Below are 26312 nucleotides of genomic sequence, written 5' to 3' on the forward strand. Positions count from 1 at the left end.
TCAGATCTACGGATCAGCGAGGACATGATCACGCTCCGGCGGGAGCGCGTGCACCGGATTCTGCCCGATCGTCTGACAACTGGCTAGGGCGAACGGATTGGTCGTCGCATCTCCGACTGAACGAACGGACGATACCCGAGGGGCCGCACGGTCCGCGACCCCCAGATTTCGGACTCCGGATCCCGTTCTGCCCGGCAGGGTCAGGTGGCGCCACCCTGACCGGTGCCCGGGGTGCCCACCGTCCCGGGCGCCCCGGCCGGGCCGATCCCACCGGTCTGCGGCAGCCCCGGGTAGAGCCGGGCGGCCGCCATCTTCGCGGTGATGCCGGAGTTCTCCAGCGCCTCGGCCAGCCGGCGACGCAGCTCCCGGCCCACCGCGAACTGCCCGTCCGCGGTCGTCTTGACCACCGTCCGGATCACCGCGCCGTCCACGGTCATCTGCTCGACGCCCAGCACCTCGGGCGCCTCGACGATCTCCGGGGCCAGCTCCGGGTCCAGCGCGACCGAGGCCGCCGCCGTACGCAGCACAGCGGTCGCCTCCTCGGTGCCGGCGAAGCCGATCGGCAGGTCCACCACCACCAGGGCCCAGCCCTGGCTCTTGTTGCCCACCCGGATGATCTCGCCGTTGCGGATGTACCAGAGCACCCCGCGACCGTCGCGGACGGTGGTCACCCGCAGCCCCACCGACTCCACCACACCGGTCGCCTCACCCAGGTCGACCGTGTCACCGACGCCGTACTGGTCCTCGATGAGCATGAACAGACCCGCGATCAGGTCCTTGACCAGGCTCTGCGCGCCGAAGCCCAGCGCGACGCCGGCGATGCCCGCGCTGGCCAGCAGCGGAGCCAGGTCGAAGCTGAACTCCTTGAGCACCATCAGCAGCGCGATGCCGAAGACGAACGCGGTCACCAGGCTGCGCAGCACCGAGCCGATCGCCTCGGCGCGCTGGCGGCGCCGCTCGGGGATGAACTCGGTGGGATCGAGCGTGGCCGACGGGATGCGCTCGCGCAGCGGCCGGAGCATGGTCGGCACCGCGCCGACGGTGGTGGTCCGGACCAGCCGGTTGATCGTCCGGTGCAACGCCCAGCGGGCGGCGAACGCCAGCAGCAGGATCAGCGCGACCCGCAGCGGCTTGAGCAGGATCCAGTAGCTGCCCTCGGCGAACCAGACCGAGCCGGTCACGTCCAGGACGCCCTTGCACCAGGTGTCCTGGACGCATTCGGCCGAGGGTGTGGGGTCGGGGGTCGGGGCGGCGACGGGGAAGGTCAGGCTGCTGGCACTCACCCTGCCTTCGTACCGCAACACCGTCGGCGGCCCGCCGCCGACCCACCGTCGGTCGCTCCTTGCCGCCGGGACGGCGGCCCGCGAACCGGACATCTTCACACGCGCCGAAAAAGCTTCACGAGGGAGCCCGGATTAGTACGTGGAATCCCTGATAGAAGGGCGTAGAGCGGTATTTAGCTGGGAAAACGCCTAGACAAGATCATCGGGCACAAGCAGGGCACAACCTAGCGGGGATGTTGGTCGGGCGAGCTACCCGGCTGGTCGGTGGCGGTGGGGCGGAGGATCTTGCCGACTAGTACTGCAACGCAGTAGGCGAATCGAGTTCGACTCGCGTTCGTTGGTCTGCCTGTGACGGATGTTGATGTTGGCCGGTGGCATGCGGAGTTGGACCGGTTGCACGCGCGGATCGGGCCTCGATTTCGTCGGTCGGAGCCGCGGCGGCGGGTGCGGCAGTACCTGTGGGGGCTGGTGTCGGGCCTGGGGCGCAAGAACGGCTGGACCTTGGCGGAGCAGGCCGGGGATGTGTCGCCGGACGGGATGTAGCGGTTGTTGCGGTGGGCAGACTGGGACGTCGAGGCGGTCCGTGACGATGTGCGGGACTACGTGGTCGAGCACCTCGGCGATCCGGCCGGTGTACTGATCGTCGACGACGCGGGCTTCCTGAAGAAGGGCACGCGGTCGGCCGGGGTGCAACGGCAGTACTCCGGCACCGCAGGACGGACCGAGAACTGCCAGGTCGGGGTGTTCCTCGCCTACCGCTCGCCGAAGGGCCACGCGTTGATCGACCGGCAGCTCTACCTTCCGACGTCGTGGACCGATGACCGAGACCGGTGCCGGGCCGCCGGGATCCCGGACGAGGCCGAGTTCTCCACGAAGGTGCAGATGGCCCGCACCATGCTCGCCCGTGCCCTCGATAGCGGGGTGCCGGTCGGGTGGGTGGCCATGGACGAGGCCTACGGGCAGTCGAAGTCGCTGCGGCTGTGGTTGGAACACCGGGATGTGGCTTATGTGGTCGCGACCCGCCGCAACGACGACATGATCACCACCACGATGGGCATCGCCCGCGCCGACCAACTCATCGCCGCTCTGCCTGCCCGAGCGTGGTGCCGGCTGTCCGCCGGCGCCGGCGCCCACGGACCCCGCGAGTACTGGTGGGCGCGGGTGCCCGTGCGCATCGGCTGGCAGCCCGGTCGCGGGCACTGGCTGCTGGCCCGGCGCAGCATCACCACCGGCGAGATCGCCTACTACGTCTGCTACGGGCCCCGCCGCACCCGCCTGGTCGACCTGGCCCGCATCGCCGGCGCCCGCTGGGCGATCGAGGAGTGCTTCCAGCAGGCCAAGAACGAAGCCGGCCTAGACGAATACCAGGTCCGTGACTGGCGAGCCTGGTACGCCCACATCACCCTGTCCATGGCCGCCCACGCCTGGCTGTCCGTGGCCCGATCCCTTACCACAAAAGGGGATCCAGCACCGGCGACGACATGATGATCGGCTACACGGTACCGGAGATCCGAAGACTGCTCACCGCACTCGTAGTGCGATCAACTCACTCACCAGAGGGCGTCTGGGCCTGGTCACGATGGCGCCGACGACGCCAACACCAAGCACGGACCTGCCACTACCGACGACGCGGCTACCCCTGCCCAACTGCCGTTGCAGTACTAGCTGGTGTCTGACCCTCCGTGCCCTGTGTCTGCCCCTGCTGTCGGGCTCCACTTGACGCGTGACGGCTTCCCGCATGATCGGTCGTCGCTGTTACACGGAGTTACTACTTGACCGGGCGGGACTCGACGGTCCGTCAGAGGCACACGGTCACCGGCATGTGCGTGTCTTGAAGGGTCAGGAGCCAATCCAGGTTGGTGTGCCGTTGTGGGTGGTTGTCGCTAGAACAGTGCAGCCCATCTCCTGTGCGACGGCGGTGATGACGGCGCGGGCCGTGGCAGCGTCGTCCGGTGGGAACCCGACGCGGATCTGGTGGCCGTACGCGGTTTCGTAGGTCACTAGCCAGTCGCGGTCGACGGCCTTGAAGTGGTCCTGGCGCCCGTGTTCGCTCGTGAAGTTGCCGCGGTCCGCCGTGGGGGTGAGGGCAGTGCGGAGGACCCGCAGGCGTTCTTCGTACGGGCGGTCGCTGTCGGACAAGCGCACGTAGACGTGGTCACGTTCGCGGGCGGCGTCGAACCAGGGGATGGCGTGTGTCTTACCGAGGCCTGGGATGGGGCGACGCCCAGGCAGGTGACCGTAGAGCAGGTCGACCGCGCCGGCGTCGTACCGCTCGCAGTGATCGCCGAAGTCGAAAACGACGACCGGCCATGTGTCCGGAGCACCCTGGGTCAGCCAGCACAACATCACGCCGTTCCCGGTAACGGCCCATTGGAGCAGGCCGCCGGGCTCTGGGTACAGCGGGTAGGGAAACGCTTCCGGAAAGTCGCTGCGGAAATCCCGATACCCGTCGAGGGGTTCGCCGGCCTGCCACACCAGGTCGACGTATGGCCAGGTCGCTCCGGCGAAGGGCGTGAACAGGGTGACGTCACCGAACTGGCCCAGGCCGTAGGTGAAGACCAGCGAACGGTAGTCGGTGGGCAGGGTGAAGCCGAGCTTTGCCTCCGCTGCTGCCCAATCGCCCTGCGCATGGACCGGCGCTGACGGCGGCGGGACAAGCTCAGCCAAGTCATCGATGGTTGCCACGGATGATCAGCCTAGCGTCGAAGCGCTGGCCGCCTGGACTCTCGCGTTACCCCTATCCGCCCCGCCCACGCTCACAACGGGTAGCTAACGAGCCAGAGCGTCGTGTCACCGGTCGGGCAACTCGGCGAGAAGCCGTTGGTACTCGTCCTGGCTGCCGATCGCGACCCGGTGTTCCGGGTGACAGACGTAGTGCCGGATTGCAGCGGCGAGAAACCCAGCGTCGATGTTGTCGGTGCGCAGGGCCTTCCGGCTCCACGGAATACCGCGTCGCCGCACCAGCTGGGGTTCCGCGATCGCCATTCGGAGCCGCGAGGGGCGGTCGACACCTGGGGGGATCTGAGCGGCCGGTAGGGCCTCCCACGGCACAGTGAGTGAGCCGAGAGCCCAACGCTGCCGTATCCCGTAAGGATGGAGCTGTACCCCGTAACCCCGCCACGCCTCAACCAGCAACAGCGCGATCAGCACAAACCAGGGGATATTGGCAACCACGTCGAACGTCGACACAATGCCTGCCCTGGTCGAACGCACCACTGCGCCGATGCTGGCCGATGCAGGCGCGAGGAAGCCCAGAGCAATGAACACCTTCCACGCTGGCGCGGGTGTGGCGAAGGCCGGAATCTGCGGCTGCACGACGAAGTAGGCCGGACGGATCCCCATAGTGATGAGCGCCAGGACCAGGACCGCCAAGGTAAGGAAGAGCAGCGGGAAGAACAGGCGCTGCCCCAAGGTAGGCACGAACCCAACAGCCGCGACGTTCACGCCCGCCACCAGTAGACCAAGCATCAAGACGACGCGCCGGTGCTGCACCATGGCATCCGAAACCTTGCCGATCATGGCCGTGACCATACGAGCCGGCGGCTGTAGGACTGGTTAGCCGATCGGTCGACGCTGAACAACGAAGCGTCGATCATGTCAAGCATCTGGTGGGACGCAGGTGTAAAGCATCAGCCGGGACACGACAACAGGTCGGTGATCGGTGATCGGCGTCTGTGAGGACTTTCTGTACGAGATCAAGTGCGGCCGGCGCTGCCGGCCGCTCGCGCCGCCGAACCTGGGCCGGGCCGAAAGCCCGCCGCCGCGCCTCTGGCCTTCGGCCGCCAGCGCGTCGGTGCTAGCCCGCCGGCGGCGCGACATACGACGAAGCCCCGGACCGCCATTGCTGCTGGCAGATCCGGGGCTTTGGTGTTGAGGGTTGCGACCAGGGCGTGCCTCCGGCGGGGCGCTCGGGCACTCCGGGATGGTGGCGCCATCCCGACAACCTCCGTCCGGGCGGAGCCGAGCGGGCAGGGCCTGCCCGGTCAAGGTCGTTCAGACAGTGGTGTGCTCCACCTTGACCGGGCAGGCCCCACCCACTCCACGGAGTGCGGACGAAGGCCGACGGGATGGCTTAGGGCCAGAGAGCCGAGAGCCGCCGCAAGGTTTGTCTGGCCCGTCAGCGGGGAGAAGCGCCCGTGGAGTACCAGAGACTGAGCCCCGAGCAGGCCGCCGCCCAGTTCTGGGACGGCATGCGCTGTGTGGCCAACGTCGCAACCACCACGGGCAACAAGAATCTGTTTCAGGCGATCCAAGTGGTGGGTCAGGCGGCCATGGCTGTCGGGATCCCGATACCGGATACCGGGGAGTTCGTGCGGTGCCCCACGTGCGACGCGATGCCCGGCCAGCGTTGTATCAACGTGCCGGGCCAACCGCTGCCGGATCATCTTCATCCGGAGCGGACCGAGCGTGCGCGGAGGCTCCGAGAGGAGATCGGCAAGCCATAGCCCACAAGATCATTAATGGCCGCGAAACCGAGGGCGGCCAAGGTCGACTGGCCCGAGGGACCCGCTCAACTCGGCACAGCGGCGAAGCACGGCACCTGACGACATCAAACCGAACCACGGTGACCACCATCGGAGGGAGCCTCGCGTGCCGTGGGGGTGCTGAGGCGCTCCAGATGGTTGGCGCAATGCCGACAGCCCTACTTCCCGATGCGGTGGCAGTCAACCCCGGTATGGTGTCAGCTCTACCCAAACCTGTTTGCCGCCCTGATGGTGGCGCACGCCCCACCGCGCCGACAGAGCCTCGATCACGGCCAGCCCGCGCCCCCCGCTCTCGTCCGGGATGCGTTCGCGGGGCACGACGGACGAGCCGTCGGCCACGGACAGGAGGACCCGCCCGTCGTGGGCTTCTGCGGCGAGGGAGAGGCAGCCGCCGCCGTGGCGCACCGCATTCGTGACCAGCTCGCTGACGATCAGCGCCACTTGCTCGAGCCAGACCTCGTCGCGGAATCCCCAGCCGACCAGAACAGCAATGAGGGTTCGGCGCGCCGTAGCGGGCGCATGAACACCAGGGGGAAGGTCAAGCTGGGCGGTCAACGGGCTCATGGCCGGAGGTCCTGTTTCAGTGGCGGGACGGACGGCCGAGTCACCCTACCCGGTTGAGCCAGCCAGGAAACCCGCAGCTCAGGTCAACACCAGCAAGCGCGTCGAGCAGGCCGGAAGGCCAGCGATCACCAGGGTTGCATCGACCCAATCTTGCGACCACATCGATCTCCGGTCGCCCACCTTCCGGACGATGGTCAGGAACCGATTCGGGGTCACTGGGCCAGCACGGTTACCAAGGTGGCGACGAACCCGACCAGAAGGATGGACCCAGCGAACACCACGAATGGCCACCACTCGCGGGGGCGCTCGCCTTGCTGCGGGAGAGGCTGCGTTGGCTGGTTCCAGGCCGGAGGTGCTAGCGCGACCTGGCGGCGGGCCGGCCACACCTGCGACGGAGTGCGGTCAGTCGACTCAGCGGTCATGGATGGCCTCCGACGGCTCACATTGCTCGGGGTTGGGACCGGGCGGGGCTGCGGGGGGGTCGGCCGTGGCCCCGCCCGGTCATGAAGGCCGCGCACCCGACCTTTCACTATTGACGGGCGTTGCCCTGTCGCCGGGCGTTACATCCCTACCTGCCCGGTTTCGACAGCCTGACACTCCCAAGGTGGCCGGGGCGGATGTGGTGACCTTGGGGAAGGGTGCGCCGCCCCGGCCGGGGACCGGCTCGGCAACGCCGGTCTCCACTGAAGGCGACGCCACGGCAGATCCCGTTACAGCCGGTCCGAATGTCGGGAACCGGGAGGGAAGCCGGAGGTAAGCAAGCCACGAAGACCAGTCGTATCGAGCGGTTGCGGTGGCGGATTCCTGGCCGGCTACAACCGTCGACACAGCGGCAGTCCTAGCCGGAACAAGATCATCGGGCACAGATCCGGCACAACTGAGGCCGACAAGGGCTGTCAACCGCTGTCAGGCAACGGAAGAGTTCGCCCAGGCCAGGACGGCGATCCGCCCGGATGCGGATGATCCTCACACCAGTTGAGGGATTAGTACGTGCAATCCCGGGTCTTATCAGGGACGATGGGCGCAACGGACGTCGGTGATCCCGCCGGCGTCGGTCGTGGTTCCCCGCTGCGCGGGGCGCGGCCGGCGTGGCCAGCGGTGGGCAGCTGGACCGGGAGGGTGAGCACGATGCCTGACATACGACCCACGGTGGGCTCCGGCGCGCTGGTTCTCAACGCCACCTACGAGCCGCTGTGTGTCGTGTCGGTGCGTCGCGCCGCCATCCTCGTGCTCTCCGCCAAGGCGATCTGCGTCGCCGACGGCGACGGCGTCCTGCACAGCGCCCGCGACGCCCTCCCGGTGCCCTCCGTGGTCCGGCTGACCCGCTTCGTCCGGGTGCCCTACCGCACCCACGTGGGGCTGTCCCGGCGCGCGATCTTCGCCCGGGACGGCTGGCGCTGCGCCTACTGCCGGGGGCCTGCGGAGACCATCGACCACGTCTTCCCGCGCAGCCGGGGTGGCCGGCACGCCTGGGAGAACGTGGTCGCCGCCTGTGCCCGGTGCAACCACACCAAGGGCGACAAGACCCCGGCCGAGCTGGGCTGGCGGCTGCACTCCCTGCCCGCCGCCCCCAAGGGCACCGCCTGGCGGGTGCTGGGTCACCGGGCACCCGACCCGCGCTGGGCGGACTGGCTCGACCTGCGCGAGCCCGAGGCCGCCTGAGCGGGGCGCCGGCTCCGCCGCGTCACCGGTCGCGCGCCTTCACCAGCGAGGCGTAGACCACCACGTTGTCGGCGTAGCCGGTCTCGCCGCCCACCCACCGGCCGCCGCAGGTGATCAGTCGCAGGTTCGGGCGGCTGAAGTCGCCGAACACCTCGTCCACCGGCAGGTCCTCCTTGCCGTAGCGCTGCACCTGGTTCACCTCGAAGACCGCCACCTTCCGGTCCTCGCGGGTCACCTCGACCGTGTCGCCGTCGCGCAGGTCCCGCAGCCCGTGGAAGACCGCCGGGCCGGTGGTGGTGTCGACGTGCCCGACGATCACCGCCGGGCCGTACTGGCCGGGGGCGGGTCCCTGGTCGTACCAGCCGGCCTCCTGGGCGCGGGCGGCGTCGGGCACCCCGATGCTGCCGTCCGGGGCGATCCCGACGTGGTGCACCGGGGCCCGCACGTCGATCCGGGAGATCGAGATCAGGGTCGGTGGGCTGCCCGGGAGCACCGGGAACCTCTTCGGCGGCGGGCGCAGGCCGGCGATGAACCGGTCCGGCAGCACGCTGAGGCCGGTCACCTGTTCGACGCCGAGCATCGCGACGATCAGCGCCATCAGGGTGGCGATCACCATGAACGCGGCGCCCGGCCCCCGGCTCCGGTAGCCGCCGTAGCGGGCCGGCCGCGCCGCCGGCCGTACCGGACGGGCGTGGGCGACCGGGTCGGTCGTGGTCACGCTGGCGGTGAAGGCCTGGCCGGCCACCCGGCGGAAGCGGCCGGCCGCACGGGCCGCCAGCCGGGCCGCGGCGCGGACCCGGTCCCGACCCGACCGCGGGGTGCGTCTGCGTGTGCGGGTCATGGCGACGTGGGGTCAGGAGTTCGTCCCGGCCCGCCGGCGGCTCCCGCCGAACATCCCGAGCCCGGCCACCACGGTCACCACGGCCAGGCCGCCGACCAGCAGTAGCGAACCCGCGCCCCGGCCGTCGGCGGTGCCGCCGCCCCCGGTCGCCGGGCCCTTGGTCGGCTGGGCCATGTTCAGCACGGTCAGGGTGGTCGACGCGGTGTTGCCGTTGGCGCACCGCAGGTCGACCGGGTAGTCGCCCGGCTGCTTGTTGCCCGGGATGGTGACCGCCCCGGTCAGGAAGCCGTTGTCCGGCCGCAGGACCACCCGGCCGAAGGCGTCCGACTGCACGGTGGCCTGCTGGTTGTTGGCGTTGTCGCAACTGGCCCGGATGCTGACCCGGGTGCCGGCCTGCGCGGTGTTCGGCGTGACCTCGACGAAGGTGTTCTCCCCGGCCCGGGCCGGTGTGGCCGTCGCCAGGACGAACGCCGCGACCAGGGCGAACATCGCCAGGACGGCGGAAAAGGCACGATGGTACGCGCTGAGCCCCCGCATGATTCTCCCCTCCCGGCCAGGTGCGCCGGAATCCTGCGACGGGTGTCCGGGCCTGCATTCCCGCTCGCCGTGGGGCAAACCCGCCCGGGTCAGCGGCGGCGGGTGCCCGGCGCCCCGGCCGGCGGGTTCGGCAGCGGGGTGACCGGGTGCCAGTCCAGCGGGGTGGAGAGCACCATCGTGCTGGACGGCTGGCCGTACGGGGCGAGTCGGTCGATGACCGCCTCGAACTCGGTGATCGAGCCGGCGGCGACCTTGAGCATGCTGCACGCGTCCCCGGTGATCCGGTGGATCTCCCGGATCTCCGGCCAGCCGGCGACGTCCGGGTCGTGCAGGATGCAGCGCGAGCCGTAGCAGGACATCCGGATCAGCGCGACCACGCCGCGACCCGCCCGGGTCAGGTCCACGTGGGCGTGGTAGCCGGTGATCACGCCGGACTCCTCCAGCCGGCGCACCCGCTCGGCCACCGCCGGCGGGGACAGGTGCACCCGTCGGGACAGCTCGCTGTACGACAGCCGCGCGTCGGTCTGCAGCTCACGCAGCAGGGCCCAGTCCATCTCGTCCACGCGTGGACCTTACCTTCCGCAGGTCGAGCGGCAGAAGAGCCTTCCGCTCAGAAGGTGAAACCCTGGATCGCCGTCGAATCGGCATTCCATACGCCGTTGTGACCAGGGCATCATGTCGTCACCCGGCTCACGGAGGAGACGACAAGGTGGATCAGACGGATCTGCGGGCGCCCACCCGGACCGCCGCGGTGCGCCCGGTCACGCCGCAGCAGCGCACCGCGCGGGCGGCCCGCAACGGCGGCGAACCCACGCTGGAGTTCGCCGACCGGGTGCCGTACGACGCGTACGTGCACGCCAGCACCCTGCACACCCTGCAGCAGCCGCTCAGCACCGACCCCGGCGAGATGTCCTTCCTGATGGTCAGCCAGATCATGGAGCTGTACTTCGGGCTGACCTGCCACGAGCTGCGCCAGGCCCAGCGGGACCTGCGCGCCGACCGGGTGTGGGAGGCGCTGGCGCCGCTGCGCCGGGCCGCGCTGCACCTGGAGGGGCTCAACGCCGCCTGGCGCGGGCTGCGCTGGATGACCCCGGCGGACTTCAACCGGTTCCGCAACCTGCTCGGCGAGGGCTCCGGCTTCCAGTCCGCCATGTACCGGCAGCTGGAGTTCCTGCTCGGCCTGCGCGACCCGGCGTTGATCCGGCCGTTCCGCCGCCACGAAGAGGTCTACGACGAGCTGCGCGCCGCGCTCGACGTGCCGAGCCTCTGGGACGACGTGATCGCCCTGCTCGCCCGGCACGGCCACGACCTCCCCGCCGACCTGCTGGAGCGGGACGTCACCGTCGAGCACCGGCCGCACCCGTCGGTCGAGGCGGCCTGGGTCGAGATCTACGACGACGGCGGGCCGCAGAACCACCTCCGCCTGCTCGGCGAGGCGCTGACCGAGGTGGCCGAGCAGTTCGGCGACTGGCGGTGGAACCACGTCAAGGCCGTGCAGCGCACCATGGGCGCGAAGGTCGGCAGCGGCGGCTCGGCCGGACTGGCCTGGCTGCAACGCAGCATGGCCCGGGTGGTCTTCCCGGAGCTGTGGTCGGCCCGGACGGCGATGTGAGCGGGGGGCGGGACATGACCACCTCGGAGCAGGAGGCGCACCGCCTCGACGCCGCCGACCCCGGGCACCGGCACCTCTTCCACGTGCCGCCCGCCGACGGCGGACGCTACCCGCAGACCGCGTACCTGGCCGGCAACTCGCTCGGGCTGCAGCCCCGGGCTACCCGCGCGGAACTCCTCGCCGACCTGGACGCCTGGAGCCGGCTCGGGGTCGAGGGGCACCTGGAGGCGGAGCGGCCGTGGCTGCCGTACCACGAGCTGTTGACGGCGCCCGCCGCGCGACTGGTCGGCGCCCGGCCCGCGGAGACCGTGGTGATGAACTCCCTCACCGTCAACCTGCACCTGCTGATGGTGAGCTTCTACCGGCCCGCCGGGGAGCGGACCCGGATCGTCATCGAGGACAGCGCCTTCCCCTCGGACAGCTACGCGGTGCGCAGCCAGGCCCGCTTCCACGGTCTGGACCCGGACGCCACCGTGGTCCGGCTGACGCCGCGCGCCGGCGAGGACACCCTGCGCACCGAGGACGTGAGCGACTACCTGGCCGCCGAGGGCGACCGGGTGGCGCTGGTGCTGCTCGGCGGGGTCAACTACCTCACCGGCGAGCTGATGGACATCCCGGCGATCACCGCCGCCGGCCGGGCGGCCGGCGCGATCGTCGGCTGGGACCTGGCCCACGCCGCCGGCAACGTGCCGCTGGCGCTGCACGACTGGGACGTCGACTTCGCCGCCTGGTGCTCCTACAAGTACCTCAACTCCGGGCCCGGCGCGCTGGGCGGGGTCTTCGTCCACGAGCGGCACCTGGGCGATGACCGACTGCCCCGCTTCGAGGGCTGGTGGAGCACCGAGGCGGCCACCCGGTTCGAGATGACCCCGGTCTCCCGGCCGCCGGCCACCGTGGAGGCCTGGCAGATCTCCAACCCGCCGATCTTCGCGATGGGCCCGGTGCGTACCTCGCTGGAGCTCTTCGACCGCGTCGGCATGCCGGCCCTGCGGGAGCGCAGCGTCCGGCTCACCGGCTACCTGGAACGGCTGCTCGACGAGGTGACGTCCGGCCGGCCGCTGACCGTGGTCACCCCGCGCGATCCGGCCCGGCGGGGCTGCCAGCTCTCGGTGCGCATCGGCGCCGGCAGCGCCGCCGAGCTGACCAAGCGGCTGCGGCACGAGCACGGCGTGGTCGCCGACGCCCGGGAGCCGGACATCGTCCGGTTCGCCCCGGTGCCGCTCTACTCCACGTACCACGACTGCTGGCGGGTCGCCGACGCGCTGGCGGCGACCGTCCCCGAGGTGCATCCATGAGTGCGGAACGCGACGAGATCGCGGTGGTGGGTGCCGGGCTCGCCGGCTGCCTGCTGGCCTGCTACCTGGCCCGACGCGGCTACCCGGTGGCCCTCTACGAGCGGCGGCCGGACCCGCGGACCGGGCGGGTGGAGCGCGGCCGGTCGATCAACCTGGCGCTCTCCGAGCGCGGCCTGGACGCGCTGCGCCGCATCGGCCTGGCCGAGCAGGTGATGGCGGACGCCCTGCCGATGCGCGGCCGGATGATCCACCCGGTCGCCGGCGAGCCGCAGTTCCAGTCGTACAGCGGCTCCGGGGACCGGGCGATCAACTCGATCAGCCGGGGCGCGCTGAACAACGCCCTGCTCAACGCCGCCGCCGCGCTGCCCGGGGTGCGGCTCGCCTTCGACCACCGGCTGGTCGGCCTCGATCCGGCCAGCGGCGAGATGACCTTCGAGACCCCGCAGGGCAAGGTCGCTGCCACCGCGTCGGTCGTCCTCGGCGCCGACGGCGCCGGCTCCGCCGTGCGTGGGCAACTGCTCGGGTACGGGGTGCTGACCGAGAGCCTGGACTTCCTCGACTACGGCTACAAGGAACTCACCATCCCGCCGCTCGGCGGCGACTTCGCCCTCGACCCGTCGGCGCTGCACATCTGGCCGCGCGGCACCTCCATGATGATCGCGCTGCCCAACCCGGACCGCTCGTTCACCTGCACGCTCTTCTGGCCCACCCACGGCACCGCCAGCTTCGCCTCGCTGGGCAGCCCGGCGGCGATCGAGCGGCACTTCGCCACCCACTACCCGGACCTGATCCCGCTCGCGCCCAACCTGGTCGACGACTACCAGCACAACCCGGTCGGGGTGCTGGGCACGGTCCGCTGCGCGCCCTGGCAGGTCGCCGGGAAGGTGGCGCTGCTCGGCGACGCGGCGCACGCCATCGTGCCGTTCTACGGCCAGGGCGCCAACTGCGCCATGGAGGACGTCGTCGAACTGGACCGCTGCCTGGACGAGTGCGACGACGACTGGTCCGCCGCGCTGCCGCTCTACCAGCGGCGCCGGCAGGACAACGCCGAGGCGATCGCCCGGATGGCGCTGGCCAACTTCGTGGAGATGCGGGACAAGGTCGCCTCGCCGGTGTTCCAGACCCGCAAGCGGGTCGAGCACGCCCTGGAACGGGCGCTGCCCGGCCGGTACGTTTCGCAGTACGAACTGGTCTCCTTCTCCACCACCCCGTACGCGCAGGTGCGCCGCCGGGTGCGCCGCCAGTACGCGGTGGTGGGGGCGGTGGCCGCGGGCGGGCTGGCGTTGCTGGTCGGCGCGGTGGGTGCGGCGATCGGCCGGGGGAGGCGCGGATGACGCTCTGGGACGCGCGGCTCATGGCCGGCAGCGCGCCGGACGGGCCGGGGTTGCTGCGCCACTTCGTCGGCGGCGAGTTCGTCGACGCGGGGCCGCGCTTCACCAAGCGCAGCCCGGTGACCGGCGAGCCGGTCTTCGAGGTGGTCGAGGCGTCGAAGTCCACGGTGGACGACGCGGTGGCCGCCGCCCGGGCGGCGCTGCGCGGGCCGTGGGGCCGGATGGGGGAGCGGGAGCGCGCCGAGGTGCTGCGCCGGGTCGCCGACGAGCTGGAGCGCCGCTTCGACGACCTGGTCACCGCCGAGGTCGCCGACACCGGCAAGGCCATCTCGCAGGCCCGCACCCTCGACATTCCGCGCGGCGCGGCGAACTTCCGGGCCTTCGCCGAGATCGTGGCGACCGCCCCGACCGAGTCGTTCACCACGGTCACCCCGACCGGCGGCCGGGCGCTGAACTACGCCGTCCGCAAGCCGGTCGGCGTGGTCGCCGTGATCGTGCCGTGGAACCTGCCGCTGCTGCTGCTCACCTGGAAGGTGGCCCCGGCGCTGGCCTGCGGCAACGCCGTGGTGGTCAAGCCCAGCGAGGAGACGCCCGCCTCGGCGACGCTGCTGGCCGAGGTGATGGCCGCCGCCGGCGTGCCGGACGGGGTGTTCAACCTGGTGCACGGCTTCGGCCCGGACTCGGCCGGTGAGTTCCTCACCCGGCACCCGGGGGTCGACGCGATCACCTTCACCGGCGAGTCGGCCACCGGCGGCGCTATCATGCGGGCCGCCGCGGACGGCGTGAAGGCCGTCTCGTTCGAGCTGGGCGGCAAGAACGCCGGGCTGGTCTTCGCCGACGCCGACCTGGACGCGGCGGTGGCCGGCTCGGTGCGCTCCAGTTTCACCAACGGCGGGCAGGTCTGCCTCTGCACCGAGCGGATCTACGTGCAGCGCCCGGTCTTCGAGGAGTTCACCGCCCGGCTGGCCAAGCGGGCCGGGGAGCTGGCGTACGGGTGGCCGGCCGACGAGGCCACCGCGAACATGCCGTTGATCTCGCACGGCCACCGGGACAAGGTGCTCGGCCACTACGCGCTGGCCCGGACCGAGGGCGCCGAGGTGCTCACCGGGGGCGGCGTGCCGCGCTTCGGCGACGGCCGCGACGGCGGGGCGTACGTGCAGCCGACCGTGCTGACCGGGCTCGGCCCGCGGGCGCGGACCAACACCGTGGAGATCTTCGGCCCGGTCGTGCACGTGGCCCCGTTCGACGACGAGGACGAGGCGTACGCGCTGGCCAACGGCACCGAGTACGGCCTGGCGGCGACGGTCTGGACCCGGGACGTGGGCCGGGCGCACCGGGCCGGCGCCCGGCTGGACGCCGGCATCGTCTGGGTGAACACCTGGTTCCTGCGCGACCTGCGCACCCCGTTCGGCGGCGTGAAGGCCTCCGGCATCGGCCGGGAGGGTGGCGCGCACTCGCTGGACTTCTACTCCGAACTGACCAACGTCTGCGTGGACCTGTCGTGAGCGGGCGAGGAGCCGGCGTGAGAGCTGACATCGAAGCGGCGAACCGGGAGTTGGCCGAGGCCCGCACCAGCGGGAAGCCCTGCCCACCGCTGCGCGGGCGGCTGCTGCCGGAGGGCGACGTCGAGTCGGCGTACCGGGTGCAGCAGTTGCAGGCGCGGGCGTGGCAGGGCCGGGGCGAGCGCCGGGTGGGCGCGAAGATCGGGCTGACCTCCCGGGCGGTGCAGGAGAACTTCGGCGTCTTCCAGCCGGACTTCGGGGTGCTGACCGACGCGATGGCGGTCGGCGACGGCGTCGAGGTGCCGATCGAGCGCCTGCTCCAGCCCCGGGTGGAGGCGGAGATCGCCTTCGTGCTCGGCGCGGACCTGACCGACGAGCGGGTCACCACCGTGGACCTGCTCCGGGCGGTCGACCACGTGCTCCCGGCCATCGAGATCGTCGACTCGCGGATCGCCGGCTGGGACATCTCCATCGTGGACACCGTTGCCGACAACGCCTCCAGCGGGATGTTCGTGCTCGGCACCACACCCCGCCGGCTCGCCGACGTGGACCTGCGGCTGTGCGGCATGGTGCTGGAGCACGCCGGTGAGCCGGTCTCGGTGGGCGCCGGGGCGGCCTGCCTCGGCAATCCGTTGCACGCGCTGGAGTGGCTGGTCCGGACGATGGCCCGGGCCGGGGACCCGCTGCGCGCGGGCGACGTGGTGCTCTCCGGGGCGCTCGGCCCGATGGTGCCGGTCACCCCGGGCGCCGCGTACGAGGCCCGGATCTCCGGGCTCGGTTCGGTGCGGACCTGTTTCACGAAGGAGGCCGGGGCATGACCACGGGTGTGGCGGTGATCGGATCCGGCAACATCGGCACCGATCTGATGATCAAGGTGTTGCGGCTCAGCGACAGCCTCCGGATGGTGGCGATGGCCGGCATCGACCCGGAGTCCGACGGCCTGGCCCGGGCGCGGCGGCTCGGCGTGGCCACCACCGCCGACGGCGTGGACGGGCTCGTCGCCCTGCCCGAGTTCGCCGACGTGGAGCTGGTCTTCGACGCCACCTCGGCCGGCGCGCACCGGCACAACGACGCCGTGCTGCGGGCGCACGGCCGTACGGTGGTCGACCTGACCCCGGCGGCCATCGGCCCGTACGTGGTGCCCCCGGTCAACCTGGACGAGCACCTGCACGAGAGCAACGTCAACATGGTCACCTGCGGTGGGCAGGCCACCGTGCCGATCGTCGCCGCCGTCGGCCGGGTCACCCGGGTCGCGTACGCGGAGATCGTCGCGTCGATCGCCTCGAAGTCGGCCGGACCGGGCACCCGGGCCAACATCGACGAGTTCACCGAGACCACCGCCCGGGCGATCGAGGTGGTCGGCGGCGCGGAACGCGGCAAGGCGATCATCGTGCTCAACCCGGCCGACCCGCCGCTGCTGATGCGCGACACCGTCTACTGCCTCTGCCCGGACCCCGACGCCGACCGGGCCGCCATCGCCGCCTCGGTGGCCGACATGGTGGCCACCGTCCAGGAGTACGTCCCCGGCTACCGGCTCAAGCAGGACGTGCAGTTCGACCGGGTCGACACCTACTTGCCGTCGCTCGGGCGGCACCTGACCGGCTGGCAGGTCTCGGTCTTCCTGGAGGTCTCCGGGGCCGGGCACTACCTGCCGGCGTACGCCGGGAACCTGGACATCATGACCTCGGCCGCGCTGCGTACCGCGGAGCGGCTGGTGGCCCGCCGCGCGAGCAGCACGGAGGTGGCGGCATGACCGACCTGTACATCCAGGACGTGACGCTGCGCGACGGCATGCACGCCATCGCCCACCGCTACACCGTCGACCAGGTGCGCACCATCGCCGCCGCGCTGGACGCCGCCGGAGTGGCCGCCATCGAGGTGGCGCACGGCGACGGGCTGGCCGGCTCCAGCGTCAACTACGGCCACGGCGCGGCCAGCGACGCCGACTGGATCTCCGCCGCCGCCGAGGTGCTGACCACCGCGAAGCTGACCACCCTGCTGCTGCCCGGGATCGGCACCATCGCCGACCTGAAGGCGGCGAAGGCGCTCGGGGTGACCAGCGTCCGGATCGCCACCCACTGCACCGAGGCGGACATCTCCGCCCAGCACATCTCCTGGGCCCGGGAGAACGGCATGGACGTCGCCGGGTTCCTGATGATGTCGCACATGAACGACCCGGCCGGGCTGGCCGCCCAGGCCAGGCTGATGGAGTCGTACGGGGCGCACTGCGTCTACGTCACCGACTCCGGCGGCCGGCTGCTGATGTCCGACGTGGCGCAGCGGGTCGACGCGTACCGGCAGGTGCTCCGGCCGGAGACGCAAATCGGCATCCACGCCCACCACAACCTGTCGCTCGGGGTGGCCAACAGCGTGCTCGCCGTCGAGCACGGCCGGATCGCCGGTGACGGGCCGGCCGGCCCGGACGCCCCGCACGGCCGTACGGTCCGGGTGGACGCATCGCTGGCCGGGATGGGCGCCGGGGCCGGCAACGCCCCGCTGGAGGTCTTCGTCGCGGTCGCCGAGCTGCACGGCTGGAAGCACGGCTGCGACGTCTTCGCACTGATGGACGCGGCCGACGACATCGTCCGGCCGCTGCAGGACCGCCCGGTCCAGGTCGACCGGGAGACGCTCTCCCTCGGGTACGCCGGGGTCTACTCCAGCTTCCTGCGGCATGCCGAGCGGGCCTCGGCGAAGTACGGCGTGGACGTCCGCTCGATCCTGGTCGAGCTGGGCCGGCGGCGGATGGTCGGCGGCCAGGAGGACATGATCGTGGACGTGGCGCTGGACCTGGCCGGCCGTGACGAGCAGTTGACCGGCCGCGAGGAGCAGGGGGAGGCCGCATGATCGGGGTGGACGTCGCGGGGATCGCCGAGCGGCTGGGCGTGGCCGCGGACTCGGCCACCGCGATCCCGCAGCTGGCCGCCGAGACCGGCCTGGACGTCGCCGCCGCGTACGCGGTGCAGACCGCGCTGCTGCAGCGCCGGCTGGACCGGGGTGAGCGGCTGGTCGGGCTCAAGATGGGGCTGACCAGCAAGGCGAAGATGGCCCAGGTCGGCGTGGACGAGGTGATCTGGGGCCGGCTCACCGACGTGATGCGGGTCCCCGACGGCGGCACGGTCGACGTGGCCGACTTCATCCACCCACGGGTCGAGCCGGAGGTCGCGTTCCTGCTGGACCGGCTCCCCGACCCGGGCGAGCCGGTCGGCGCCTTCGCCGACGCCGTCCGCGCGGTCGCCCCGGCGATCGAGCTGATCGACTCCCGCTACGCGAACTTCACCTTCTCCCTGCCGGACGTGGTCGCCGACAACACCTCGGCGGCGGCATTCGTGGTCGGGCCGTGGTCGCCGGTGCCCGACGGGCTGGACAACCTGGGCGTGCTGCTGGAGATCGACGGGCGGGTGGCGCAGGTCGGCTCGACGGCGGCGATCCTCGGCGACCCGCGCCGGGCGCTGGACGAGGGCATCCGGTTGGCCGGCCGGCACGGGGTGCGGCTGCACTCCGGGTGGGTCTTCCTCGCCGGCGCCGCCACCGCTGCGGTGCCGCTGCGTCCCGGTGCCCACGTGCGGGCCGTGGTGGAGAAGCTCGGCACCGCCTCGCTCCGGGCCGCGTCGTGACCGGGTCGGCGCGCGTGGTCAGCGGCAAGGCGGTGCCGCGGGGGGCGTTTCCGCACGTCAAGGTGGCGGGCGGGTTCGTCTTCGTCTCGGGTACGTCGTCGCGGCGGCCGGACAACACCTTCGCCGGCGTGTCGGTGGACGAGTTCGGCACCACGGACCTCGACATCCGGGTGCAGACCCGGGCGGTCATCGAGAACATCCGTGATCTGCTGCGGTCGGTCGGTGCGGACCTGTCCGACCTCGTCCAGGTGACCTCGTACCTGGTCAACATGAACGATTTCGGTGGTTACAACGAGGTGTGGGCGGAGTTCTTCGACGCGTCCGGGCCGACCCGGACGACCGTTGCCGTGCACCAGTTGCCGCACCCGCACCTGCTGATCGAGATCCAGGCCGTCGCCCTGCTTCCCCAAGGAGGTCAGTCGTGAGTGAGATCGCCGAGCCGTTCAGCTTCCCGGGCTGGATCGCGGAGAACCAGCACCTGCTGAAGCCGCCGGTGGGCAACAAGGAGATGTTCCCGGGCGGGGACGACTTCATCGTGATGGTGGTGGGCGGGCCCAACCAGCGCACCGACTTCCACGTCGACCCGTACGAGGAGTTCTTCTACCAGGTCAAGGGCAACATGCACATCAACCTGATGACGCCCGAGGGGCCGCGTACGGTGCACGTGCGCGAGGGTCAGATGTGGATGCTGCCGCGCAACACCCCGCACTCGCCGCAGCGTCCCGAGCCCGGCTCGATCGGCGTGGTGGTGGAGCGGGTCCGCGAGGAGGGCACGCTGGAGAAGTTCCAGTGGTACTGCCCCGAGTGCGGGCACAAGGTGCACGAGGTGGAGTTGCAGGTACGCGACATCGCCGCCGACCTGCCCCCGGTCTTCCAGGCGTTCTACGCCGACGAGTCCGCGCGCACCTGCGACAAGTGCGGCACGCTGCACCCGGGCAAGGGCTGATGCGTCCACCGGTCGTCGACGTGCACACGCACGTCGTACCGAAGGGGTGGCCGGACCTCGCCGCGGCGTGCGGCGGGTCCGGCTGGCCCTGGTTGCGGGTGGACTCCGAGCGCGCCGCCATGATCATGGTGGGGGAGACCGAGTTCCGTCCGGTCGGCGCGGAGTGCTGGGACGCGCCGACCCGGCTGGCCGACATGGCCACCGACGGCGTCGACGTGCAGGTGGTCTCTCCGACGCCGGTCTTCTTCTCCTACGACCGCCCCGCCGACCAGGCGGTGAAGGTCGCCCGGATCTTCAACGACCTCACCCTGGAGGTCACCGCCGCCGGTGGGGACCGGCTGGTGCCGTTCTGCCAGGTGCCGTTGCAGGACCCGGACGCGGCCTGCGCCGAGCTGGACCGCTGCCTGGCGGCCGGGCACGTCGGCGTGGAGATCGGCAACCACGTCGGCGACCGCGACCTCGACGACGCCGGCATCGTGCAGTTCCTGACCCACTGCGCCCAGGTGAGCGCGCCGGTCTTCGTGCACCCCTGGGACATGCCGGGCGGTCCCCGGCTGGACCGGTGGATGGCCCGCTGGCTCACCGGCATGCCCGCCGAGACGCACCTGTCGGTGCTGGCGCTCATCCTCGGCGGGGTCTTCGACCGGGTGCCGGAGACGCTGCGGATCTGCTTCGCGCACGGCGGCGGCAGCTTCCCGTTCTGGCTGGGCCGCGCCGACAACGCCTGGCACCGCCGTGGCGACCTGGTACGCGGCGCCTCGACCGCCCCGCCCAGCTCCTACGCCGACCGGTTCAGCGTCGACTCGGTGGTGTTCGCCCAGGCCGCGCTGCGGCTGCTGGTGGACACCATGGGCGCGGACCGGGTGCTGGTGGGCAGCGACTACCCGTACCCGCTGGGGGAGCGGCCGGTCGGGCGGGTGGTCCACGAGGCCGACTTCCTCACCGGGGAGCAGCGCGACAAGCTGCTCGGCGGCAACGCGCTACGCTTCCTCGGCCGGCCGGGTATATAAACATTGCATGGCGTTATATAGTCTTCTCGTGAAGACTGTTATCGACCTCGATGATGACCTGCTCGAACGCGCGCGGCGTGAGCTGGGCACCAAGAGTAAGAAGGACACGATCCACGCGGCGCTGCGGTTGGTGGCGGAACGCAGTGAGCGGCTGGAGGCCGTACGCGAACTGCTGTCCGTCGACCGCGACTGGACCGGGATCCTGAACGACGACAAGACACCACGCGGCCAGCAGGATGCCGCGTGACTCCGAGCGGCCTCTATCTGATCGACACGTCGGCCTGGGCCCGGATGCGTCTGCCGGTGGTCCAGAAGCGACTCGCGGCGATCCTCGAGGAGGGCCTCGCGGCAACATGCCTTCCGCTGGATCTCGAGGACGGCCGCAGCGCGCGGGACTTCCGCGACGCCATGACCATCCGTGCCCGGCGCGCGCAACTCATGGTGGACCTGCCGGTCACCGCTGCGGTCTGCACGCGAGCCCGTGACCTGCAGTTGGCGCTGACCGCCCGAGGTCACCACCGTGCCGCCAGCCCGGTTGACGTGACCGTCGCCGCCACGGCCGCCGAATACTCTGCGACCGTTCTGCACTATGACCGTGACTTCGACCTCCTGAGCGAGGTCGGTGGCCCACAGTCTGAGTGGGTCGCCCCGGCGGGCACCCTCTCCTGACGCCACGTCGGCACGGATCTGCGTCCCGGTCGTGTCGGCGAGCCAACCGGCCGCCGAGCGGGCAGGATGGCGGCATGGCCGAGCCGCACGACCTGACCGCGCTGGAGCAGGCCGCCGCCGTCGCGCGGGGCGAGCTCTCCAGCGTCGATCTGGTCACGCACCACCTGCACCGGGTGGACGCGCTCGGCGACACCGTCGGCGCGTTCGTCACCGTCACGCCCGAACGCGCCCTCGCCGCCGCCCGGGCCGCCGACGCGGTGCCGGTCGCGGGGCGCGGGCCGCTGCACGGCGTACCGACCGCGATCAAGGACCTGACCCTCACCGCCGGGGTGCGCACCACCTTCGGCTCGGCGGCGTTCGCCGGCTTCGTCCCGCCGGTGGACGCCGACGTGGTCCGGCTGATGGCCGCCGCCGGGCTGGTCAGCCTCGGCAAGACCACCACCTCCGAGCTGGGCTGCTCGCTCTACTCGGAGGGGCTGGTGGCGCCGCCGGCCCGCAACCCGTGGGACCTGGCGTACACCGCCGGCGGCTCCAGCGGCGGCGCGGCGGCCGCGGTGGCCACCGGCCTGGTCCCGGTCGCCCAGGGCTCCGACGGCGGCGGGTCGCTGCGCATCCCGGCCGCCCTCTGCGGCCTGGTCGGCTACAAGCCGAGCCGCGGCCTGGTCTCCGGTGGCCCGCTCGGCTTCGGCGCGTTCGGCCTGCCCACCAACGGCCCGCTCGGGCGTACGGTCGCCGACGTCGCCGCGCTGCTCGACGCGATGGCGGTGCCGGTGCCCGGCGAGCCGTACCTGCCGCCGCCGCGACCCGACGGCGGCTACCTCGGCGTCGCCCGCCGGGCCGCCCCGGGCCGCCTGCGGATCGGCCGCTTCGACGCCCCGATGCTCGCCGACGAGCCGGTCCACCCCGACTGCGTCGCCGCGGTGGACCGGGCCGCCGCGCTGCTCACCGCCGCCGGCCACGAGGTGGTCGAGGTCGACCGGCCGCTCGGCCCCGCGGTGTGGCCGCTCTTCGAGAGCCTCTGGTACGTGCTGGCGCTGGCCCCGGTGCCGCCGGAGCGGGAGTCCGAACTGCTGCCGCTGACCCGGTTCCTCCGCGCCCGGGGCGCGGCCGTCGGCGCCGGCGCGCTGATGGCCACCCTCGGCGAGATTCAGGCCCAGGTACGCCTCGGCGCCCGCCGCACCGCCGACTGCGACCTGCTGCTCTGCCCCACCCTGGCCGCACCCCAGGCGCCGGTCGGCTGGTTCACCGCCGCCGCCGACCCGGCGACCGATTTCGACCTGCAGCGCCGGTTCTCGCCGTACTGCGCGGTGTTCAACGTGACGGGAGATCCGTCCGTCTCGCTACCGCTCGGGCGTACCGCGACCGAGCTGCCCGTCGGGGTGCTGCTGACCGGTCGCTACGGCGACGACGCCCGACTGATCGCCACGGCAGCGCAACTGGAACACTGCAGTGGCGGATGGGATCGGCACCCCGCAATCTGGCGGGGCGTCGACTCCGCTAACGTGAATGGCAGCGGAGTCGGGCGGTCGGCGCCATGATCGTCCACCCGACCCGGATGCTCTGGTCGCTATCTTCCGCCTGGGGGCGTTGGGATTGTCTGTCACTGAGACGTTGCTGATCTTCGTCGGCATCCCGGCGGCGGTGATGCTGGTGATCGTCGGTCTGGTGTTCGCCAGCAATCGCCGTGGTGGCGGCGGGTCCAAGCGCTACCGGCCGGGCCGTCGCTTCGACTTCACCCCGGTCTGGTTCCTGGGTCGCCCGGAGCAGCTGGCCGACTCGGCCGGCACCGCCCTGTCCGCGGGCGCGCAGGCGCCGGCGCTGACCAGCCACAAGCTCGAGCAGGCCGGCATCGAAGCGCCGGCCGGTGGAACCGGAGGCGCAAGTGACCGTTGGTGACATGCAGACCGGGACGGGTAACCCGCCCGACGTGCTGGACGGGCCGTTCTCGACCCGCCAGCTGCTGCGCATCGACGAGGCGCTCCGCCTGGCCGACCAGGGCACCGGCCTGGTCTTCTCGGTCTACGTGGGCGGCCTCGACGAGCCGGTCCGCGAGCACGCCGAGCGCCTGCACCGCCAGCTCGCCGAGCCCGACCGGTCCGTCCTGATCGCGGTGTCGCCCAACCAGCGTCAGCTGGAGGTGGTCACCGGTCGGCACGCCCGCAAGCGCATCCCCGACACGTACGCCCGGCTCGCCGCGCTGTCGATGGTGGCGGCGTTCGGCGGCGGCGACCTGGCCGGTGGCATCATCAACGGCCTCGACCAGCTCGCCAGCCACGCCGGCAGGGCCTGAGCACCCGCACGTACGACGAAGCCCGGCCCGCGTCACGCGGGCCGGGCTTCGTGCTTCCGACAACGGGGCGGGGCCGGCGTGGGCTCTCGCCCACGCCGGCCCCGGACCGGGTACTCCTGGTCAGGCGCTCTGGGCGTCCTTGGCGCGGGCCCTGAGCGAGCGGACCACCCCGTCGCGGCCCTCGGCGACCAGCCGGCGCAGCGGCGCCGGGTGCCCGTCCTGCGCCAGCCAGGCGTCGGTGGCCGCCACCGTCTCCTCCGCGACCAGGTACGCCGGGTAGGCGAGCTGGACGAACTCCTGCGCCGGCTCGCTGTCCCGCTGCGCCCAGACCTGCGCCACGCTGGCGAAGTACTTCTCCCGGTACGGCGCGGTGAGCTCCACCTGCGCCGGGTGGGTGAAGCCCTGCAGCAGCGCGCGGTTGCGCCAGTTCGGCAGCGACTGCGGGCCGGTCAGCTCGGCCCAGACCGCCGCCTTGTTCTCGGCGGTCGGCACCAGCGCGTGCGCGTACGCGGCCTCCCGCTCGCCACTGGCCGTCCGGTCGGCGGCCAGCTCGGCCTCGACCTCGGCGGCGCCGGCCGCCCCGTTGGCCACCAGCGACTGGAGGACCGTCCAGCGCAGCTCGGTGTCGATGGTCAGCCCGGCCGGTACGCCGTTGCCGTCCAGCCAGCCGCGCAGGGTCGCCAGGTCCTCTGCGGAGCGGGCCGCCGAGGCGTACGCGCGGGCCCAGGCGAGCTGGAAGCCGCTGCCCGGCTCGGCGGCGGACAGCGCCGTCCTCGCGGTACGGGCCAGCTCCGCCCAGCCGGTCGGCGCCCAGGCCGGGTCGGCGTAGACGGTGAGCGTGGTGCTCGCCTGGCGCAGGGTGGCGGTGACCAGGTTGATGTCGGTCTCGGCGGGGAGCCCGGCCAGCACCAGCGCCACGTAGTCGCGGGCGGCGAGCTCGGCGTCGCGGGTCATGTCCCAGGCGGCCGTCCAGCACAGGGCCCGGGCCAGCGAGGACTCCAGCCCGGCGATGTGCTGCACCACGGTGGCCATCGACCGCTCGTCCAGCCGCAGCTTGGTGTACGTCAGGTCGTCGTCGTTGAGCAGCAGCACGTCGGCGGCCCGCGTGCCGGGCAGCGCGGAGAGCTCGGTCTGCTCGCCGGTCACGTCGACCTCGATCCGCTCCCGGCGGACCAGCCGGCCGTCGGCGAGGTCGTAGAGGCCCACGCCGATGCGGTGGGTACGCAGCGTCGGGTGCCCCGCCGGCGCCTCCTGGCGGACCAGCACCCGCTGGTACGTCCCGTCGTCGCCGATGGTCACCTCGGGGCGCAGCGTGTTGACCTGGGCGGTCTCCAGCCACTGCGCGGCGAACTTGCGCAGCTCCCGGCCGGAGGCGGTCTCCAGCTCGGAGAGCAGGTCGTCGAAGGTGGCGTTGCCCCAGGCGTGCTTGCCGAAGTACGCCCGCAGGCCGGCCACGAACGGCTCCTCGCCGACGTACGCGACGAGCTGCTTGAGCACGCTCGCGCCCTTGGCGTAGGTGATGCCGTCGAAGTTGACCTCGACCGCCTCCAGGTCCGGCATCTCGCAGTACACCGGGTGGGTGGAGGAGAGCTGGTCCTGCCGGTATCCCCAGTTCTTCCGGATCGACAGGAAGGTCGTCCAGGCCTCGGAGAACCGGGTGGCGTGGGTGTTGCACCAGTGGCTGGCCCACTCGGCGAACGACTCGTTGAGCCACAGGTCGTTCCACCAGCGCATGGTGACGAGGTCACCGAACCACATGTGCGCCAGCTCGTGCAGGATCGTGTTGGCCCGCTGCTCGTACTCGAAGTCGGTGACCTGGGAGCGGAACAGGTAGTGCGACTCGGCGTGCGTGACGCAGCCGAAGTTCTCCATCGCGCCGGCGTTGAAGTCCGGCACCCAGAGCTGGTCGTACTTGGGCAGCGGGTAGCGCACCCCGAACTGCTCGTGGAAGAAGTCGAAGCCCTGCTTGGTGATCAGGAACAGGTCGTCGGAGTCCAGGTGCGGCGCCATCGAGGCCCGGCAGAAGACCCCCAGGTCGATGCCGTCGTGGCTGTCCCGCACCTCGTGGTACGGCCCGGCGCAGAGCGCGGTGATGTAGGTGCTCATCCGGGCCGACTCCACGAAGTGGACGGTCTTGAGCGCCTCGCCGGCCGGCTCCTCGCGCTCCACCGGCATGTTGGACACCACGCGCCAGTGGTCGGGGACGGTGGCGTGCCAGGTGTAGACGCTCTTCAGGTCGGGCTGGTCGAAGCAGGCGAAGACCCGCTGCGCGTCGGCCGTCTCGAACTGGCTGTAGAGGTAGGTCTCGCCGTCGACCGGGTCCACCGTGCGGTGCAGGCCCTGCCCGCTGTTGGAGTACGCGAAGTCGGCGTCCACGACGAGGGTGTTCTCCGCGGCCAGCCCGGACAGCGCCAGGCCCTTCTCGGCCGACCAGCCGGAGAGGTCGACCGGCGCGCCGTTGAGCGTCGCCGACCGCACCGACTCGGCGGCGGTCTCGATGAAGGTGCCGGCACCCGGCTCGGCGCAGCGGAACCGGACCTCGGTCACCGACCGGAACGTGCGGCCCTCGGCCTGCACGGCGGTCGACAGGTCCAGGCTGATGTCGTACCCGGTCACCTCCAGCAGGCGGGCCCGCTCGGTGGCCTCCACCTGGGTCAGGTTGCGCACTCCCG

26 protein-coding genes and 1 pseudogene are annotated in these 26312 nt (G+C 71.7%); 19 read left to right on the forward strand and 8 right to left on the reverse strand.

Annotated elements, in window-relative coordinates; translation table 11 throughout:
* Positions 1–200: 200 nt before the first annotated feature.
* A complete protein-coding gene (locus V6U89_RS14650) occupies positions 201–1376 on the reverse strand; it encodes a mechanosensitive ion channel family protein (protein ID WP_442933924.1) in 1176 nt (391 codons plus the stop codon).
* Between the two features lie 255 nt (positions 1377–1631).
* Between V6U89_RS14650 and V6U89_RS14655 the strand changes: the two are divergent.
* A pseudogene (locus V6U89_RS14655) lies at positions 1632–2768 on the forward strand (IS701 family transposase).
* 354 nt (positions 2769–3122) lie between these two features.
* On the opposite strand, the gene V6U89_RS14660 reads toward V6U89_RS14655, so the two are convergent.
* Together V6U89_RS14660 and V6U89_RS14665 are read right to left on the reverse strand one after the other, a co-directional pair.
* Positions 3123–3968 carry an SMI1/KNR4 family protein gene (locus V6U89_RS14660; protein ID WP_334571564.1) on the reverse strand — a complete coding sequence of 282 codons (846 nt, stop codon included), beginning with the start codon at positions 3966–3968 and terminating at the stop codon, positions 3123–3125.
* 105 nt (positions 3969–4073) lie between these two features.
* Positions 4074–4802: a hypothetical protein gene (locus V6U89_RS14665; RefSeq protein ID WP_334571565.1), complete on the reverse strand. Its 729-nt coding sequence runs from the start codon at positions 4800–4802 to the stop codon at positions 4074–4076.
* A gap of 617 nt (positions 4803–5419) precedes the next feature.
* Here V6U89_RS14665 and V6U89_RS14670 point away from each other — a divergent pair.
* Positions 5420–5728, forward strand: a complete 309-nt coding sequence (locus V6U89_RS14670) for a zinc finger domain-containing protein (protein ID WP_334571566.1) — start codon at positions 5420–5422, stop codon at positions 5726–5728.
* Positions 5729–5947: 219 nt separating this feature from the next.
* Here the strand turns inward: V6U89_RS14670 and V6U89_RS14675 are convergent, their stop codons facing one another.
* Positions 5948–6331 carry an ATP-binding protein gene (locus tag V6U89_RS14675; RefSeq protein ID WP_334571567.1) on the reverse strand — a complete coding sequence of 128 codons (384 nt, stop codon included), beginning with the start codon at positions 6329–6331 and terminating at the stop codon, positions 5948–5950.
* A 1128-nt stretch (positions 6332–7459) separates the two neighbouring features.
* Here V6U89_RS14675 and V6U89_RS14680 point away from each other — a divergent pair.
* Positions 7460–7993: an HNH endonuclease gene (locus tag V6U89_RS14680; RefSeq protein WP_334571568.1), complete on the forward strand. Its 534-nt coding sequence runs from the start codon at positions 7460–7462 to the stop codon at positions 7991–7993.
* A 22-nt stretch (positions 7994–8015) separates the two neighbouring features.
* On the opposite strand, the gene V6U89_RS14685 is transcribed toward V6U89_RS14680, so the two are convergent.
* The 3 genes from V6U89_RS14685 to V6U89_RS14695 all read right to left on the reverse strand — a co-directional run bounded on the left by V6U89_RS14685 (position 8016) and on the right by V6U89_RS14695 (position 9934).
* A complete protein-coding gene (locus V6U89_RS14685; RefSeq protein ID WP_334571571.1) occupies positions 8016–8834 on the reverse strand; it encodes a class F sortase in 819 nt (272 codons plus the stop codon).
* Between the two features lie 12 nt (positions 8835–8846).
* Positions 8847–9323: a hypothetical protein gene (locus V6U89_RS14690; protein WP_334571618.1), complete on the reverse strand. Its 477-nt coding sequence runs from the start codon at positions 9321–9323 to the stop codon at positions 8847–8849.
* 137 nt (positions 9324–9460) lie between these two features.
* On the reverse strand, positions 9461–9934 hold the full coding sequence (locus V6U89_RS14695) for an Lrp/AsnC family transcriptional regulator (RefSeq protein WP_210775998.1): 474 nt from the start codon (positions 9932–9934) through the stop codon (positions 9461–9463).
* 146 nt (positions 9935–10080) lie between these two features.
* Between V6U89_RS14695 and V6U89_RS14700 the strand changes: the two genes are divergently transcribed.
* The 16 genes from V6U89_RS14700 to V6U89_RS14775 all read left to right on the forward strand — a co-directional run bounded on the left by V6U89_RS14700 (position 10081) and on the right by V6U89_RS14775 (position 23640).
* Positions 10081–10983: a tryptophan 2,3-dioxygenase gene (locus tag V6U89_RS14700; RefSeq protein ID WP_334571574.1), complete on the forward strand. Its 903-nt coding sequence runs from the start codon at positions 10081–10083 to the stop codon at positions 10981–10983.
* Between the two features lie 14 nt (positions 10984–10997).
* Positions 10998–12278 (forward strand): kynureninase, encoded by a 1281-nt coding sequence (gene kynU, locus V6U89_RS14705; protein WP_334571575.1) that lies wholly within the window; start codon positions 10998–11000, stop codon positions 12276–12278.
* Complete coding sequence (locus V6U89_RS14710) at positions 12275–13612, forward strand: FAD-dependent oxidoreductase (protein WP_334571576.1); 1338 nt, start codon at positions 12275–12277, stop codon at positions 13610–13612. Before kynU ends, V6U89_RS14710 begins: the two co-directional genes overlap by 4 nt.
* Positions 13613–13632: 20 nt before the next feature.
* On the forward strand, positions 13633–15114 hold the full coding sequence (locus V6U89_RS14715) for a 2-hydroxymuconic semialdehyde dehydrogenase (protein WP_334571619.1): 1482 nt from the start codon (positions 13633–13635) through the stop codon (positions 15112–15114).
* Between the two features lie 17 nt (positions 15115–15131).
* A complete protein-coding gene (locus V6U89_RS14720; RefSeq protein WP_334571577.1) occupies positions 15132–15929 on the forward strand; it encodes a 2-keto-4-pentenoate hydratase in 798 nt (265 codons plus the stop codon).
* The gene (locus V6U89_RS14725; protein WP_334571578.1) at positions 15926–16864 is read left to right on the forward strand and encodes an acetaldehyde dehydrogenase (acetylating); all 939 of its coding nucleotides are present in this window, start codon (positions 15926–15928) and stop codon (positions 16862–16864) included. The genes V6U89_RS14720 and V6U89_RS14725 overlap by 4 nt, the downstream gene beginning before the upstream one ends.
* The gene (gene dmpG, locus V6U89_RS14730; protein WP_334571579.1) at positions 16861–17955 is read left to right on the forward strand and encodes a 4-hydroxy-2-oxovalerate aldolase; all 1095 of its coding nucleotides are present in this window, start codon (positions 16861–16863) and stop codon (positions 17953–17955) included. The genes V6U89_RS14725 and dmpG overlap by 4 nt, the downstream gene beginning before the upstream one ends.
* Positions 17952–18725 (forward strand): 2-keto-4-pentenoate hydratase, encoded by a 774-nt coding sequence (locus tag V6U89_RS14735; RefSeq protein WP_334571580.1) that lies wholly within the window; start codon positions 17952–17954, stop codon positions 18723–18725. The genes dmpG and V6U89_RS14735 overlap by 4 nt, the downstream gene beginning before the upstream one ends.
* Positions 18722–19150, forward strand: coding sequence for a RidA family protein (locus tag V6U89_RS14740; RefSeq protein WP_334571581.1), 429 nt, complete (start codon positions 18722–18724; stop codon positions 19148–19150). Before V6U89_RS14735 ends, V6U89_RS14740 begins: the two co-directional genes overlap by 4 nt.
* Entirely contained in the window at positions 19147–19671 is a 525-nt protein-coding gene (locus V6U89_RS14745) for a 3-hydroxyanthranilate 3,4-dioxygenase (RefSeq protein ID WP_334571583.1), read from the forward strand. The genes V6U89_RS14740 and V6U89_RS14745 overlap by 4 nt, the downstream gene beginning before the upstream one ends.
* A complete protein-coding gene (locus V6U89_RS14750; RefSeq protein WP_334571584.1) occupies positions 19671–20681 on the forward strand; it encodes an amidohydrolase family protein in 1011 nt (336 codons plus the stop codon). Before V6U89_RS14745 ends, V6U89_RS14750 begins: the two co-directional genes overlap by 1 nt.
* Before the next feature lie 28 nt (positions 20682–20709).
* Positions 20710–20928: a type II toxin-antitoxin system VapB family antitoxin gene (locus V6U89_RS14755; RefSeq protein WP_334571585.1), complete on the forward strand. Its 219-nt coding sequence runs from the start codon at positions 20710–20712 to the stop codon at positions 20926–20928.
* Complete coding sequence (locus V6U89_RS14760; protein ID WP_334571586.1) at positions 20925–21350, forward strand: PIN domain-containing protein; 426 nt, start codon at positions 20925–20927, stop codon at positions 21348–21350. The genes V6U89_RS14755 and V6U89_RS14760 overlap by 4 nt, the downstream gene beginning before the upstream one ends.
* Positions 21351–21424: 74 nt before the next feature.
* On the forward strand, positions 21425–22888 hold the full coding sequence (locus V6U89_RS14765) for an amidase (protein ID WP_334571587.1): 1464 nt from the start codon (positions 21425–21427) through the stop codon (positions 22886–22888).
* 73 nt (positions 22889–22961) lie between these two features.
* Positions 22962–23246 carry an aa3-type cytochrome oxidase subunit CtaJ gene (gene ctaJ / locus V6U89_RS14770; protein WP_088960713.1) on the forward strand — a complete coding sequence of 95 codons (285 nt, stop codon included), beginning with the start codon at positions 22962–22964 and terminating at the stop codon, positions 23244–23246.
* On the forward strand, positions 23233–23640 hold the full coding sequence (locus V6U89_RS14775) for a DUF5130 family protein (RefSeq protein WP_334571588.1): 408 nt from the start codon (positions 23233–23235) through the stop codon (positions 23638–23640). Before ctaJ ends, V6U89_RS14775 begins: the two co-directional genes overlap by 14 nt.
* Positions 23641–23760: 120 nt before the next feature.
* On the opposite strand, the gene pepN is transcribed toward V6U89_RS14775, so the two are convergent.
* Complete coding sequence (gene pepN / locus V6U89_RS14780; RefSeq protein ID WP_334571589.1) at positions 23761–26307, reverse strand: aminopeptidase N; 2547 nt, start codon at positions 26305–26307, stop codon at positions 23761–23763.
* Positions 26308–26312: the final 5 nt, after the last annotated feature.

This window comes from Micromonospora sp. CPCC 206171, assembly GCF_036906755.1.
Taxonomy (GTDB): Bacteria; Actinomycetota; Actinomycetes; order Mycobacteriales; family Micromonosporaceae; genus Micromonospora; species Micromonospora purpureochromogenes.

Bases quoted from the DNA above. Each gene is read 5' to 3' on its own strand.
- V6U89_RS14650 (WP_442933924.1), bottom strand. From the start codon at position 1,376: ATGTCCGGTTCGCGGGCCGCCGTCCCGGCGGCAAGGAGCGACCGACGG.
- V6U89_RS14665 (WP_334571565.1), bottom strand. From the start codon at position 4,802: ATGATCGGCAAGGTTTCGGATGCCATGGTGCAGCACCGGCGCGTCGTC.
- V6U89_RS14675 (WP_334571567.1), bottom strand. From the start codon at position 6,331: ATGAGCCCGTTGACCGCCCAGCTTGACCTTCCCCCTGGTGTTCATGCG.
- V6U89_RS14680 (WP_334571568.1), top strand. From the start codon at position 7,460: ATGCCTGACATACGACCCACGGTGGGCTCCGGCGCGCTGGTTCTCAAC.
- V6U89_RS14685 (WP_334571571.1), bottom strand. From the start codon at position 8,834: ATGACCCGCACACGCAGACGCACCCCGCGGTCGGGTCGGGACCGGGTC.
- V6U89_RS14690 (WP_334571618.1), bottom strand. From the start codon at position 9,323: ATGTTCGCCCTGGTCGCGGCGTTCGTCCTGGCGACGGCCACACCGGCC.
- kynU (WP_334571575.1), top strand. From the start codon at position 10,998: ATGACCACCTCGGAGCAGGAGGCGCACCGCCTCGACGCCGCCGACCCC.
- V6U89_RS14710 (WP_334571576.1), top strand. From the start codon at position 12,275: ATGAGTGCGGAACGCGACGAGATCGCGGTGGTGGGTGCCGGGCTCGCC.
- V6U89_RS14715 (WP_334571619.1), top strand. From the start codon at position 13,633: ATGGCCGGCAGCGCGCCGGACGGGCCGGGGTTGCTGCGCCACTTCGTC.
- V6U89_RS14725 (WP_334571578.1), top strand. From the start codon at position 15,926: ATGACCACGGGTGTGGCGGTGATCGGATCCGGCAACATCGGCACCGAT.
- dmpG (WP_334571579.1), top strand. From the start codon at position 16,861: ATGACCGACCTGTACATCCAGGACGTGACGCTGCGCGACGGCATGCAC.
- V6U89_RS14735 (WP_334571580.1), top strand. From the start codon at position 17,952: ATGATCGGGGTGGACGTCGCGGGGATCGCCGAGCGGCTGGGCGTGGCC.
- V6U89_RS14750 (WP_334571584.1), top strand. From the start codon at position 19,671: ATGCGTCCACCGGTCGTCGACGTGCACACGCACGTCGTACCGAAGGGG.
- V6U89_RS14765 (WP_334571587.1), top strand. From the start codon at position 21,425: ATGGCCGAGCCGCACGACCTGACCGCGCTGGAGCAGGCCGCCGCCGTC.